The sequence below is a fragment of the Limimaricola litoreus genome (genome assembly GCF_024159025.1).
GTDB classification, from domain to species: Bacteria; Pseudomonadota; Alphaproteobacteria; order Rhodobacterales; family Rhodobacteraceae; genus Limimaricola; species Limimaricola litoreus.
Window position 1 is genome coordinate 31318 of sequence record NZ_JAMYXC010000301.1, and the last position, 13595, is coordinate 44912.

Annotated in this window: 11 protein-coding genes; 5 read left to right on the forward strand and 6 right to left on the reverse strand. The window is 69.1% G+C overall.

The genetic code is table 11. The features are described 5' to 3' along the window. Positions 1-53 precede the first annotated feature (53 nt). Both NHG85_RS18415 and NHG85_RS18420 read left to right on the forward strand, forming a co-directional pair. Positions 54-1472 (forward strand): YcjX family GTP-binding protein, encoded by a 1419-nt coding sequence (locus tag NHG85_RS18415; protein ID WP_253335168.1) that lies wholly within the window; start codon positions 54-56, stop codon positions 1470-1472. A gap of 10 nt (positions 1473-1482) precedes the next feature. Beyond that, entirely contained in the window at positions 1483-2490 is a 1008-nt protein-coding gene (locus tag NHG85_RS18420; protein WP_253335169.1) for a YcjF family protein, read from the forward strand. A gap of 60 nt (positions 2491-2550) precedes the next feature. Here NHG85_RS18420 and NHG85_RS18425 read toward each other — a convergent pair whose 3' ends face one another. Together NHG85_RS18425 and NHG85_RS18430 are read right to left on the reverse strand one after the other, a co-directional pair. Beyond that, complete coding sequence (locus NHG85_RS18425) at positions 2551-3696, reverse strand: alpha/beta hydrolase (RefSeq protein WP_253335171.1); 1146 nt, start codon at positions 3694-3696, stop codon at positions 2551-2553. A gap of 98 nt (positions 3697-3794) precedes the next feature. Beyond that, positions 3795-4196, reverse strand: a complete 402-nt coding sequence (locus tag NHG85_RS18430; RefSeq protein WP_253335172.1) for a group III truncated hemoglobin — start codon at positions 4194-4196, stop codon at positions 3795-3797. A gap of 243 nt (positions 4197-4439) precedes the next feature. Between NHG85_RS18430 and ileS the strand changes: the two genes are divergently transcribed. Continuing rightward, complete coding sequence (gene ileS / locus NHG85_RS18435) at positions 4440-7361, forward strand: isoleucine--tRNA ligase (RefSeq protein WP_253335173.1); 2922 nt, start codon at positions 4440-4442, stop codon at positions 7359-7361. 121 nt (positions 7362-7482) lie between these two features. Next, on the forward strand, positions 7483-8319 hold the full coding sequence (locus NHG85_RS18440) for an EamA family transporter (protein WP_253335174.1): 837 nt from the start codon (positions 7483-7485) through the stop codon (positions 8317-8319). Here NHG85_RS18440 and NHG85_RS18445 read toward each other — a convergent pair. From NHG85_RS18445 to fsa, 4 genes are all read right to left on the reverse strand, one after another. Beyond that, positions 8316-9011, reverse strand: a complete 696-nt coding sequence (locus tag NHG85_RS18445; RefSeq protein WP_253335175.1) for a CDP-alcohol phosphatidyltransferase family protein — start codon at positions 9009-9011, stop codon at positions 8316-8318. The genes NHG85_RS18440 and NHG85_RS18445 overlap by 4 nt on opposite strands. A gap of 45 nt (positions 9012-9056) precedes the next feature. Further along, complete coding sequence (locus tag NHG85_RS18450; RefSeq protein ID WP_253335179.1) at positions 9057-9971, reverse strand: tyrosine recombinase XerC; 915 nt, start codon at positions 9969-9971, stop codon at positions 9057-9059. Beyond that, positions 9968-10675 carry a DUF484 family protein gene (locus NHG85_RS18455; protein ID WP_253335176.1) on the reverse strand — a complete coding sequence of 236 codons (708 nt, stop codon included), beginning with the start codon at positions 10673-10675 and terminating at the stop codon, positions 9968-9970. The genes NHG85_RS18450 and NHG85_RS18455 overlap by 4 nt, the downstream gene beginning before the upstream one ends. 121 nt (positions 10676-10796) lie before the next feature. Beyond that, positions 10797-11450: a fructose-6-phosphate aldolase gene (fsa, locus tag NHG85_RS18460; protein WP_253335177.1), complete on the reverse strand. Its 654-nt coding sequence runs from the start codon at positions 11448-11450 to the stop codon at positions 10797-10799. A 212-nt stretch (positions 11451-11662) separates the two neighbouring features. Here fsa and NHG85_RS18465 point away from each other — a divergent pair. Continuing rightward, positions 11663-13595 (forward strand): primosomal protein N' (locus NHG85_RS18465; RefSeq protein WP_253335178.1); only part of this gene is annotated, 1933 nt, incomplete at its 3' end.

Genomic DNA, 13595 nt, shown 5'->3' on the forward strand with positions numbered 1-13595 from the left:
AATCCGGGCGCGCATGCCTATCTTGCCGCGAGAACGGGGCAGGGAGCATCGCATTGGTCATCGGGACGATCACGGAGGGCATCACGCGCGGCGTGGAAGGGGTGGCCGACCGTCTGGCCGCGCCCTTCAGCGATCCGGTGCTCCGGCTTGGCGTGACGGGGCTGTCGCGGGCGGGCAAGACGGTGTTCATCACATCGCTGGTGGCGAATCTGATGGACCGGGGCAGGATGCCGCAGTTCGCCGCCGGGTCCCGCATCCTCGGCGCGGTGCTGCAGCCGCAGCCCGACGACACGGTGGCGCGCTTCGATTACGAGGGCCATCTCGCGCAGCTTCTGTCGCCCGAGCCGAGCTGGCCGGAGGGCACGCGGCGGGCAAGCGCGCTGCGGCTGAGCCTGCGGGTGCAGCAGGGCGGGCTTCTGGCCGGGGTGCAGGGGCCGAAGACCATGCATCTCGACATCGTCGATTATCCCGGCGAATGGCTGCTCGACCTCGGGCTGATCGAGAAGGACCACGCCACCTGGGCGCGCGAGGCTCTGGCCCGCGTGGCCCGGCGGGCGGGCGCGATACCCGAGGCGGCGGCGTTTCACGAGATGGTCGGGGCCACCGATCCGGCGGCCCCCTTTGATGAGCCGCGCGCCAAGGCGCTGGCGCAGGGTTTCACCGCCTATCTCAACGCCGCGCGCGAGGCGGGCTATTCGGATTGCACGCCGGGACGGTTCCTGCTGCCGGGCGATCTCGAGGGCTCGCCGGTGCTGACCTTTGCGCCGCTGCCGGGCGAGGCGGGGGCGCGCGGCAGCCTGGGACGCGAGATGGCGCGGCGCTACGAGGCCTACAAACGCGAGGTGGTGAAGCCGTTCTTTCGCGATCATTTCGCGCGGATCGACCGGCAGGTGGTGCTGGTGGACGTGCTGAGCGCGATCCATGCCGGGCCGCAGGCGGTCGAAGATCTGCGCGCGGCGATGGCCGACATCCTGCGCGCTTTCCGCCCCGGTCGGAACGCCTTTCTCAGCCGCATCTTCCAGGGCCGCCGCATCGACCGCATCCTCTTTGCCGCGACCAAGGCCGACCATCTGCACCACAGCGAGCATGCCAAGCTCGCCGCGATCACCGAGGCGCTGTTGCGCGACGCGCGCGATCGGGCCGATTTCGCCGGGGCCAGGACGCAGGCCATGTCGATCGCGGCGCTGCGCACGACGGTCGAGGACCGGATCGCCCATGGCGGCGAGGAGATCGACGTGGTGCGCGGCAAGCTGCTCGATACGGGGCGGCAGGCGGCGCTCAATGCGGGCGCGTTGCCCGAGGACCCCTCGCAGCTCTTGGCACCTGCGCGGGCTGGCGCGGAGACATGGCTCGACGGGGATTATGCGGTGATGAATTTCGCGCCCGCGCGGCTGAGCCTGAAGCCCGGCGAGGGGCCGCCGCATATCCGGCTCGACCGGGCGGCGGAGTTCCTTCTGGGCGACCGGCTGTGAGGGAGAGGTCATGAGCGACGAGAAACGACGCGGCCCGGTGATGATCGACCTCGAAGAAGAGATCGCGCCCGAGGTCACCCCCGCCACCGCGCCGCCGGTGCCCGAGCCGGGCCTGCCGCAGGGGGCCGCGATGCACAGCGTCGCGGCGATGGCCACGCGGCCGCGCTCGAAGCTGGCGCGCTGGTTCTTCGCCGCATTGGCCACGCTGGTGACCTTCATGCTCTCGGTCGCGGCGTGGAGCTGGGTCGCGGGGCTGCTGGCGGCGAACCCGGTGCTGGGGATGATCGCGGGCGTGCTGCTGGCGCTGGTGCTGGCCCTCCTGCTGGCGATCGCGGTCAAGGAGGCCTGGGCCTTCCGGCGGCTGGCGCGGCTCGATCATATCCAGAGGGACGCAGGCGCTGCGCTGGGCGCGCAGGATCTGAAGCTCGCGCAATCGGTCTCGGCGCAGATGCTGGCGCTTTATGCCAGGCGCGACGAGCTGGCCCCGGGCGTGGCGCGGGTGAAGGCGCGCGAGGGCGAGGTCTTCGACGCCGACGGCCTGCTGGCGCTGTCGGAGCGCGAATTGCTCGCGCCGCTGGACCGGCTGGCGCTGCGCGAGGTCGAAGGCGCGGCGCGACAGGTGGCGACGGTGACGGCGGTGGTGCCGCTGGCGCTGGCCGATGTGACGGCGGCGCTGACCTCGAACCTGCGGATGATCCGCCGCGTGGCCGAGATCTATGGCGGCCGGTCGGGCACGCTGGGCGCATGGCGGCTGACGCGCTCGGTCTTTGTCCATCTTGTGGCGACGGGCGCGGTGGCGGTGGGCGACGATCTCATCGGTTCGGTCGCGGGGGGCGGCGTGCTGTCCCGCGTCTCGCGCCGCTTTGGCGAGGGCGTGGTCAACGGCGCGTTGACCGCGCGGGTCGGCGTCGCGGCGATCGAGGTCTGCCGCCCGCTGCCGTTCCGCGCGGTGGAGCGGCCATCGGTCTCGGGGCTGGTGGGCCGGGCGCTGACCGGGCTTTTCGGCGCGCGCGGCTGATCGAGACGCAAACGCCCCACCGGAAAGGGCGGGGCGTTTGGTCGTTCAAGACAGGCAGGATCAGTTCGCGGACTGCTCCGCTTCGGCTTCAACTTCAGACATGTCGTCCATCGCCCCGGCCTGCGTCATGGCGGTCTCGATATCGAGGTGCTCGCGCAGGAAACCCGCCGCCTGCTCGATCGCGGCGCGGGTGGGCGCCGTATCGGCGATGGCGTTGAGCATCGCGAAGTCGTGGATCGTGTGCAGATAACGGGTGGTCTCGGTCTCGACCCCTGCCTCGACCAGCTTGGTCGCAAAGGCCTCGCCCTCGTCACGCAGCACGTCGTTCTCGTCGGTGATCACCAGCGTCGGCGCGAAATTGGCAAGCTGCTCCTCGCTCGCCATCAGCGGCGAGATCATCGGATCGGAAATGTCGGCGCCCTCGGGCAGGTAGTTTTCCCAGAACCACTCCATCGCAGGCTTGGTGAGCCACGGGCCATCGGCGAAGAGCTCGTAGCTTTCGCTGTCGAGCTCGGCGGTGGTGACGGGGTAAAACATCACCTGCGCGTCGATCTCGGGTCCGCCCTGCGCCTCGGCCATCATCGCCACGGAAGAGACCATCTGACCGCCGACGCTGTCGCCCGCCGTGGCGAGGCGCTCGGGGTCAATGCCGAAATCCTCCGCGTTCTCCGAGACGTATTGCAGAACGGCATAGTCCTGCTCGATCTGGACCGGGTGCTTGGCCTCGGGGGCGGGGGTGTATTCCACGAAGACGAAGGCGGCGCCGGTCTGGTTGGCCATGTCGCGCATCAGCCGCTCGTGGGTGGTGTAGTTGCCCAAGACCCAGCCGCCACCGTGGAAATAGACCACGCCGGGCAGGGTTTGGCCCTGCGAGCCTTCGGGACGCACCAGCACCACGTTGACCTCGCCCGTCGGGCCGACCGAAAGAGTGACCTCATCGACATCGGCGGCGGGCATCTCGACATCCGCACCGGTCTGCGCGTCGATCAGCGTCTGGCGCGCGTTTTCGGGGGTCTTTTCGTTGATCGGCTCCGAGCCTGCGAGGCTGTCGATGAAGCCGCGCACCGGCGGCACGAGCACGACGGGCTCTTGCGCCATCGCGCTTTCGGAATGGCTTTCGGCCTGCGCGACCTGTGCGGCACCGGTCAGGGCGATGGCACCGGCCATGCCGAAGGCGAGGCCGCGAATACTCGTCTGGTTGATCATCAGGTGTCTCCCATTGCCGTAATTCTTTGTTAAGGCGGGAGATAGACCGGCGCTGAGCGCGAAGAAGGATCGCGCCCGTCACATTGTTCTCATGGAACCTAAATCAGCTTGGGGATGCCGCCGGGCAGCGTTTCACGCTCGGTCACGCCCGCGCGCAGCGTGCGGCCGATGCGGTGCGCCAGCGCCGACCAGGCCTGGGCGGTTTCGGGTGGCAGTTCCTCGCGCAGGGTCATGTCGAAGAGTGCCAGCCACGGCGCGAACATGCCCGGTCGCACGTCGCGCGCGTCGCGGTGCACCGCCACCGGGCTGCCGCGATAGCCCGGCAGCCCGAGGATCGCGCTTTCCCAAAAGGCCACGATCCGCGCCTCGTGCGTGGGCCAGTCGGTGACGTGGCGCCCGAAGACCGGGCCGAGGCCGGGATGGGCGCGCACGCGCTCGTAGAACCGCGCGACGACGCGGGCGATGTCCTCCGGGCTGACCTCGATGCGCGGCTCTGGCATGGCGGGCTCCTTCTCAGGGAAGGTCATAGCGCCGATCCGCGGCGCTGGAAACGGGCGCGCTTTACCCGCCTCCGGCCTGCGCCTATAAGCGGCGCCATGCAGGCCCTTCGCGCCCATATCACGCGAATTACCGGCCCGGCGCTCTGAGGATCAGGGCCGCCGGGACAAGGCGCATGAGCCAAGGCCGCGCCGCCCCTCATTTGACATTCCGACACGACCGGACTTCGACAGGACCGAACAGCGATGTGCGCCGATACGCCCGACACCCCGACCCAAGCCCCCGACTACAAGGACACCCTGAACCTGCCGCGCACGGAGTTTCCGATGCGCGCGGGCCTGCCCAAGCGCGAGCCGGGCTGGCTTTCGCGCTGGGAGGAGATCGGGGTCTATGACCGGCTGCGCGAGCGCGCCAAGGGGCGTAAGCCCTTCACGCTGCATGACGGCCCTCCCTACGCCAACGGCAACCTGCACATCGGCCACGCGCTCAACAAGATCCTCAAGGACATGGTGGTCCGCTCCCAGCAGATGATGGGCCGCGACGCGCGCTACATCCCCGGCTGGGACTGCCACGGCCTGCCGATCGAGTGGAAGATCGAGGAGCAGTACCGCAAGAAGGGCCGCGACAAGGACGAGGTCCCGGTGATCGACTTCCGGCAGGAATGCCGCAAGTTCGCCGATGGCTGGGTCGGCGTGCAGCGCGACGAGTTCAAGCGACTCGGCGTCACCGGCAAGTGGGAAAAGCCCTATCTGACGATGGACTTCCATGCCGAGCGGGTGATCGCCGAGGAATTCCAGAAATTCCTGATGAACGGCGTGCTCTATCAGGGCTCCAAGCCCGTGATGTGGTCGCCCGTCGAGAAAACCGCGCTGGCCGAGGCCGAGGTCGAGTATCACGACAAGGAAAGCTTCACCATCTGGGTGCGCTTCCCGGTGCAGGGCTCGGATGACCCGCTGCTCGATGGCACGGACGTCGTGATCTGGACCACGACGCCATGGACCATCCCCTCGAACAAGGGCGTGGTCTACCACCCCGACATCTCCTACGGCGTCTACCAGATCACGGCCTCGCCCGAGGACAACTGGGTCAGGACGGGCGACAAGCTGCTCTTGGCCGACAAGCTGGCCGAGGGCTGCCTTGGCAAGGCCCGCGTCGACGGCTGGGAGCGGATCGGCGACGCGCCGTCGCTGGAAGGCCTCTCGCTCGCCCATCCCTTCGCGGGGATCGAAGGCGGCGAGGGCGAGTGGGACCAGCCGCGCGATTTCCGCCCCGCGCCCTTCGTCACCGATGAGGACGGCACCGGCTTCGTGCATTGCGCGCCGAGCCACGGCATGGACGAGTTCGAGCTTTACCGCGACGCAGGCATGCTGGCGGAGGTCATCACCTACAACGTCGAGGAGGACGGCTCCTTCCGCGCCGACCTGCCGCTTTTCGGCGGCAAGCGCATCCTCAAGCCCAACGGCAAGGAGGGCGATGCCAACGCGGCTGTCATCGAGAAGCTGGCCGAGAGCGGCAAGCTCTTTGCCCGCGGCAAGATCAAGCACTCCTACCCGCACAGCTGGCGCTCCAAGGCGCCGCTGATCTTCCGCAACACGCCGCAATGGTTCGCCGCGATCGACCGCGCGGTGGGCGACGGGCAGGACGACTATGGCAAGACCATCCGCGAGCGGGCGCTGACCTCGATCGACGAGCTGGTGACTTGGACGCCGAAGGCCGCGCGCAACCGGCTGCATTCGATGATCGAAAGCCGCCCCGACTGGGTGCTGTCGCGCCAGCGCGCCTGGGGCGTGCCGCTGACCTGCTTCGTCAAGAAGGGGGCCAAGCCCACCGATCCCGACTTCCTGCTCCGCGACGAGGCTGTCAACGCCCGCATCTTGGAGGCCTTCGAGGCCGAAGGGGCGGATGCGTGGTACAAGGAGGGCGCCAAGGAACGCTTCCTCGGCGATGCGGTGAACCCTGAGGATTACGTCCAGGTCTTCGACATCCTCGACGTGTGGTTCGATTCCGGCTCCACCCATGCCTTCGTGCTGCGCGACCGTGAGGACGGCTCGGACGACGGTCTGGCCGACCTCTACCTCGAAGGCACCGACCAGCATCGCGGCTGGTTTCATTCCTCGATGCTGCAATCTTGCGGCACCAAGGGGCGCGCGCCGTACCGGGGCGTGCTGACGCATGGCTTCACGCTCGACGAGAAGGGCATGAAGATGTCCAAAAGCTTGGGCAACACCGTCAGCCCGGCGGATGTCACCAAGCAATACGGCGCCGACATCCTGCGGCTCTGGGTGGCGCAGTCGGACTACACCGGCGACCTGCGCATCGGGCCGGAGATCCTCAAGGGCGTGGCCGACGGCTACCGCCGCCTGCGCAACACCATGCGCTTTATGCTGGGCTCGCTGGCCGATTTCTCGGAAAGCGACCGGGTGGACCCCTCGGAGATGCCCGAGCTGGAGCGCTGGGTGCTGCACCGGTTGGCCGAGCTCGACGAGACCGTGCGCCAAGGCTACGACGCCTACGATTTCCAGGGCGTGTTCCGCGCGGTGTTCGATTTCGCCACCGTGGAGCTGTCGGCCTTCTACTTCGACATCCGCAAGGACGCGCTCTACTGCGACGGCGACACGGCGCGCCGCCGCGCCGCGCGCACCGTGCTCGATCTGCTCTATCACCGGCTGACGACCTGGCTCGCGCCGATCCTCGTCTTCACGATGGAGGAGGTCTGGCTGGAGCGGAACCCGGGCGACGACGCTTCGGTGCACCTGACCGACATCCCCGAAACGCCTCAGGGCTGGCGCAACGAGGAGCTGGCTGCCAAGTGGACCGCGATCCGCCGGGTGCGGCGCGTGGTGACGGCGGCGCTCGAAGTGGCGCGGCGCGACAAGGTGATCGGCGCCTCGCTCGAGGCGGCGCCAGTGGTGCATGTGCGCGACGTTGAGGCCCTCAGGGCGCTCAAGAGCGTCAGCTTCGAGGATCTGTGCATCACCTCGGCGATCTACCTGACCAATGATCCCTCCCCGGCCGAGGCGTTCCGCCTGCCGGAGGTGGACGGCGTCGGCGTGGTGTTCGAGCGGGCCGAGGGCGAGAAGTGCCAGCGCTGCTGGAAGATCCTGCCCGACGTCGGCACCCATGCGCATCCGGGCGTCTGCGGCCGCTGCGACGCGGCGCTGGCGTGAGCATGATCCGCCGCCGCGCGGGCTGCGGCGGCGGATGTGCGTATTTGGAGAAAGATGAACGGGGGGCGCGCGCCTCTTGGTTCATCTTTCCGAAAATACGCAAGCCCGGCCGCGTCCCGCGATGACGCTGCCCGTCTTTCTCGCGGTGATGTTGGCGGCGCTCCTGCACGCCAGCTGGAACGCCATGATCAAGCTCGGCGCCTCCAAGGTGGCGGGCATGGTGATCCTGGCGCTGGTGCAGGGCGTCATGGGGCTGGCGGTGGCGCTGACGCGGCCGTTCCCTGCGATGGAGGTCTGGCCCTGGGTCGCGGGCTCGGCCATCTGCCACGCGACCTACAACACCTTTCTCGCCATCGCTTACGAGCATGGCGATCTGAGCCGGGTCTACCCGATCGCGCGGGGCGCCGCGCCGATGGCGGTGCTGCTGGCCAGCGCGCTGTTTTTGTCGGACGCGATCGCGCCGATGGCGGTGGCGGGCGTGCTGGTGCTGGGCTTGGGCATTCTGGGCATGGCGCGCGGCGCGCTGGGCTCGGGCGAAAGCCGCCGGCTCATCCCCTATGCGTTGGGCGCTGCGGCGGGCACGGCCGGTTACACGCTGGTCGACGGTCTGGGCGCGCGGGTCTCGGGCGATCCGGTGGCCTATGTGGGCTGGCTCTTCGTGGCGCAGGCGCTGCTGTTTCCCCCCGTCGCCTTCGCCATGCGCGGGCGCGGGCTTCTGCGCGTCTCGCCGCGCGTCTGGGGGCAGGGGGCGTTGGCGGCGGTGGCCTCCTACGGCGCCTATGCCATCGCCGTCTGGGCGATGACGCTGGCGCCGATCGCGCTGGTGAGCGCGCTGCGCGAAACCTCGATCCTCTTTGCCGTGCTGATCGGCTGGGCCGCCTTCGGCGACCGGATGGACCGCATCAAGGCAGTCTCGGCCCTGCTTATCGTCTCGGGCGTGGCGCTGACGCGGCTCTAGCCGTCCCTGCCGTGAACGAGCTGCTGCGCCGCACCCGCGCAGAGCAGATAGGCCGAGGTGATGACGAGCCCCCAATGCGCCCAACTCGCCGGATCGAAATCGACCCAGGCTGCCCAGCCCGCGAAGAAGGTCCAGGCCAGCGCCATCGGCAGCGACACCGCGCGCCAACGCTTCGTGCGCACCGGGTGGATGAACTTCACCGGCAGGAACATCGTCACCGCCAGCACCACCACCAGCGCGAGGATGATCCAGAAATTGGGCGAAAGCGCGAAGAGCACCAGCACCAGCATGTTCCAGCAGCCCGGAAAGCCCTGAAAACTGTTGTCCTTGGTCTTCATCCGGCTGTCGGCAAAGTAGAGCGCCGATGCGAAGGTGATGACGATGATCGCCAGCCAGCCGGTCCAGCCGGGCAGCAGCCCCGATTCGAACAGCGCATAGGCCGGGACGAAGACATAGGTCAGATAGTCGATGATCAGGTCCAAGAGCACGCCGTCGAAGATCGGCGCGTTGCGCTTCACATCGTATTTGCGCGCCAGGGGCCCGTCGACGCCGTCGACCGCAAAGGCCACGACGAGCCACAGGAACATCATGCTCCAGTCGTCCTGCGCCGCCTCCAGCATGGCGAGCATGGCAAAGACCGCACCGGTGGCGGTGAAGAGATGGACCCCAAGGGCCTTGCGTTCGTCCGTCATGCGTCCCTCTTGGCCGATCCCGGCACCATGTGCAACGCGTGGGCGTCAGGCGCGGGGGTGGGCGCGGTCGTAGATTTCCATCAACCGCGCTGCATCGACCGCGGTATAGGTCTGTGTGGTCGAAAGCGACGCATGGCCGAGAAGTTCCTGAATCGCCCGCAGGTCGCCGCCCGCGCTCAGCAGATGCGTGGCAAAGCTGTGACGCAGCGCATGCGGCGTCGCGGTGGCGGGCAGGCCGAGCTGCATCCGCGCCATCTCCATCGCCTTCTGGATCGGCCGTGGGCTCAGCGCCCCGCCGCGCACGCCGCGAAACAGCGGTAGGGCGGCATCCATCGGATGCGGGCAGAGCTTCACATAGTCCGAAACCGCCTTGCGGGCGGCGGGCAGCACCGGCACCAGCCGCTCCTTGCCGCCCTTGCCGGTGATGCGCAGCGTCTCGGGCAGGGGGAGCTGCGCCCCGGTGAGCGACAGCGCCTCGGATATGCGCAGCCCGCAGCCCCACAGCAGCGTCACCACCGCCACGTCGCGCGCCGCCACCCAAGGCTCGCGCGATTGCAGCTCCACCGTCTCCAGCATCCGGCTGGCCGCCTCCTCGTCGAGCGGGCGCGGCAGCCGCGCCTTCATGCGCGGCGCGCGGGTCGAGAGCACGGCGGTGGGCTCGAACCCCTCGCGCACCGAGAGCCAGCGATAGAAGCTCTTCACCGCCGAAAGCGCCCGGGCGAGGCTGCGCGCCGACAAGCCGCGGCCGCGCTCATGCGCCATCCAGGCGCGCATGTCCGACACTGTGACCCGGGCGATGGCACCCAGCCCCTGCGCCTCAGCGTGGTGATTCTGCATGAAGGCCAGAAAGCCCAGCACGTCGCCCTGATAGGCGGTCAGCGTGTTCTGCGCGGCGGCGTTCAGCGCCCGCTCATGGTCGAGCCAGCGGCCCATCGCATCGGTGAGCGCGGGCGAGATCATGACAGCCAACGCCGCATCTGCCGCTCGAACACCCCGGCGAAGAACCCCATGAGATCGGTCGCCTGCGCCGGTGCGAAGCGGTTTTCGTCCGAAGCCCCAAGAAGCAGCATCCCGGGCAGGCGGCCCGGGCCGAAGTCGAGCTTCAGGCAGGCCTCCGACAGGATGTCGGGCGCGCGCGCGCCGTAGGGCCCGGCCTCCTGCGGCTCCACCGCGCGCAACGAGACCTGCCTGAGCGGCACGTTGCGCCCCTGAGTCACGTAATCGGCGACGAAGCCGGGCTCGGCCACCGACAGCACGTCCGACAGCCGGGCGATGGCCGGGTCGTCCTCGGGGCTGGCGGTTTCCAGCACGAGGCGCACCACGTCGACGCGCAGCATGTCGGCCACCTCGCCCGAAAGGTCCTGCAGGAAGGTCTCGAAGCGGGTCGCATCCATCATCCGCAGCACGGCGCGGTGGATCTGGTTGGTCCCGGCGAGGTTCTCGTAGGCGGCGGCGATCACCGAGCGATGCGTGTCCTCGAGCCGGTCGAGCCGGCCCTGCAGCCGCTCCATGGCGAGGCCGCGCAGATCGACGATGTTCGCCCCCTTGGCCTCGGTATCGGCGGCGACGAGGGCGCGCATGATCTCGGGGTCGTCGAGCAGGCGGGCGGGGTCCGCGAGGATGCGGTCGCGCAGCCCGTCATCGGTCTTGGGGTCGTCTGTCATCTGGGCGCATCCGGGCTGTCGTCTCCCGGGGATGTTAGCAGCCGTGCCGCCGCGATGCGCCCCGGTGTGGCAAGAATGCGGCGGGGCGCGGCCCGGAAGGCACAGCGCCCCGCCGAGGGGCTCAGACGATCTTCTGACCGGTCGAGGCCCAGTCCTTCATGAAGGCGTCGAGGCCCTTGTCGGTCAGCACGTGGTTGGCCATCGCCTTGATCACCGCCGCGGGGGCGGTGGCGACGTCGGCGCCGATCTTGGCGGCCTCGGACATGTGGTTGGCGCTGCGGATCGAGGCGGCGAGGATCTGCGTCTCGAAGCCGTAGTTGTCGTAGATCTCGCGGATGTCGGCGATCAGCTCCATCCCGTCGAGGTTCAGGTCGTCGAGACGACCGATGAAGGGCGAGATGAAGGTCGCGCCGGCCTTGGCGGCAAGCAGCGCCTGGTTGGCCGAGAAGCACAGCGTGACGTTGACCATGCGGCCCTCGTCCGAGAGCACCTTGCAGGCCTTGAGGCCGTCCCAGGTCAGCGGCACCTTGATCGCGATATTATCGGCGATCTTGGCGAGCTCGCGCCCTTCGGCGATCATGCCCTCGGAATCGAGCGCCACGGTCTCGGCCGAGACGGGACCCTCGACGATGGAGCAGATCTCCTTGGTCACTTCCTTGATGTCGCGGCCCGATTTCATGATCAGCGACGGGTTGGTGGTCACGCCATCGACCATGCCCAGGTCGTGCAGTTCGCGGATCTGGTCGATTTCGGCGGTGTCGACGAAGAATTTCATGGGTCTCTCCCTGTCAGGTGGGGCGCGTCCCGGCGCGGGGCGCGCGGCGTCGCGCCCGGTCTAGCAAGAGCCGAGGCGGCGGAACAGCGTCTTTCCCTCAGATGGGGTGCCGGGGCCCCCGCGTGAAGGATCAGGCGCCCCGCTCTCTTGAAGCGGGCGAGCGCGCGGCGCATGTTGGCCTCTCCGCCGCGCCAGAGGATTGCCGCCCGCCCATGACATCGCCCCGCTTTCCGGAAGGCGCGCTGATCGGCGTGCTGACGACCCAGCCGCTCGACCGGGTGCTCGATTACCGCGCGCCGCCGGGCGGCTGTGCCGCGGGCGACCATGTGGAGGTGCCGTTCGGCCCCCGAAAGGTCACCGGCGTGGTCTGGGGGGCGGGCGCGGGAGATTACGATCCCGCCAAGGTGAAATCCGCGATCCGCGTGCTCGACATCCCCGCGATGCGCCCGGCCATGCGTGAATTCCTGGGCCGCGTCGCGGATTACACGCTGACGCCGATGCCCGCGATGCTGCGGCTCGCCACCCGCGCGCCGGGGCTGACCGACCCGCCGGGGATGCGCAAGATCTTTCGCCGCGGCCATGGCCAGCCGGGGCGGATGACGCCGGCCCGCGCCCGGGTGCTCGACCTGCTGGAAGAGCATGACGGCATGGGCTTCATGCTGGGCGAGCTCGCCGATCTCGCGGGCGTCGGCTCCTCGGTGGTCAAGGGGCTGGTGGCCTCGGGCGCCGTGGCCGAGGAGGAGGCGCCGCGCGATGTGCCGTATCCCGTCCTCGATCCGCATATGCCGGGCAAGACGCTCGCCGGCGATCAGGCCGAGGCGGCGGCCCGGCTGCGCGAGGGGATCGAAGCGGGGCGCTACGGCACGACGCTGCTGAAGGGCGTCACCGGCTCGGGCAAGACCGAGGTCTACCTGGAGGCCGTCGCGGCCTGTCTCGCCCGCGGGCGGCAGGCGCTGGTGCTCCTGCCCGAGATCGCGCTGACGGCAGAGTTCCTGACCCGCGTCGAGGCGCGCTTCGGCGCCAAACCCGCCGAATGGCATTCGGGCGTGACCACGACCGAGCGGCGGCGCTGCTGGAAGATGGTGGCCGAAAACGGCGCGCAGCTGGTGGTGGGCGCGCGCTCGGCGCTGTTTCTGCCCTTCACGCATCTTGGCCTCATCGTCGTCGACGAGGAGCACGACACCTCCTACAAGCAGGAGGACGGTGTGCTTTACAACGCGCGCGACATGTCGGTGCTGCGCGCCTCGCTGGAAAAGGCTCAGGTGGTGCTGGCCTCGGCCACGCCCTCCTTGGAAAGCTGGGTCAATGTACAGTCGGGCAAATACGCCCGGCTCGATCTCGAAAGCCGCTATGGCCCCGCCGTGATGCCCGAGATGCGCGCCATCGACATGCGGACCGAGGATGTGCCCTCGGGCTCGTGGATCTCGCCCGCCCTGAAGGGCGCGGTGATGCAGCGGCTGGAGCGTGGCGAGCAGTCGCTCTTGTTTCTCAACCGGCGCGGCTATGCGCCGCTGACGCTGTGCCGCGCCTGCGGCCACCAGATCGGCTGCAAGCAATGCGACGCGCGAATGGTCGAACACCGCTTTCTCAAGCGGCTGATGTGCCACCAATGCGGCGAGACCGCGCCCATGCCCGAGACCTGTCCGAACTGCGAAGTGGCGGGCAAGCTCGCCGCCGTGGGGCCGGGGGTGGAGCGGATCACCGAAGAGGCGCAGGCGCTGTTTCCCGAGGCCCGCGTGACGGTGCTCTCCTCGGATCTCTTCGGCTCGGCCCGCGCGCTCAAGGCGCGGATCTTGGAGATCGCCGAAGGGGCGGCCGACATCGTGGTGGGCACGCAGCTCGTCGCCAAGGGGCACAATTTTCCTAAGCTGACGCTGGTGGGGGTGATCGACAGCGATCTGGGGCTTCAGGGTTCGGACCTGCGCGCCGCCGAGCGCACGTTCCAGCTGATGCGGCAGGTGGCGGGGCGCGCGGGCCGGGCCGAGGCGCGCGGCACGGCGCTTCTGCAGAGCTTTCAGCCCGAGCATCCGGTGATCCGCGCGATCCTGTCGGGCGACGAGGAGGGGTTCTGGGCCGCCGCGGCCGCGGCGCGCCGCGCCGCCGGGGTGCCGCCCTACGGGCGCATGGCGGGGATCGTGATCTCCT

Coding starts and splice junctions, on each gene's coding strand:
- NHG85_RS18445 (WP_253335175.1), bottom strand. CDS start 9,011: ATGACGGACGAACGCAAGGCCCTTGGGGTCCATCTCTTCACCGCCACC.
- NHG85_RS18455 (WP_253335176.1), bottom strand. CDS start 10,675: ATGACAGACGACCCCAAGACCGATGACGGGCTGCGCGACCGCATCCTC.
- NHG85_RS18420 (WP_253335169.1), top strand. CDS start 1,483: ATGAGCGACGAGAAACGACGCGGCCCGGTGATGATCGACCTCGAAGAA.
- NHG85_RS18425 (WP_253335171.1), bottom strand. CDS start 3,696: ATGATCAACCAGACGAGTATTCGCGGCCTCGCCTTCGGCATGGCCGGT.
- NHG85_RS18430 (WP_253335172.1), bottom strand. CDS start 4,196: ATGCCAGAGCCGCGCATCGAGGTCAGCCCGGAGGACATCGCCCGCGTC.
- NHG85_RS18440 (WP_253335174.1), top strand. CDS start 7,483: ATGACGCTGCCCGTCTTTCTCGCGGTGATGTTGGCGGCGCTCCTGCAC.
- ileS (WP_253335173.1), top strand. CDS start 4,440: ATGTGCGCCGATACGCCCGACACCCCGACCCAAGCCCCCGACTACAAG.
- NHG85_RS18450 (WP_253335179.1), bottom strand. CDS start 9,971: ATGATCTCGCCCGCGCTCACCGATGCGATGGGCCGCTGGCTCGACCAT.
- fsa (WP_253335177.1), bottom strand. CDS start 11,450: ATGAAATTCTTCGTCGACACCGCCGAAATCGACCAGATCCGCGAACTG.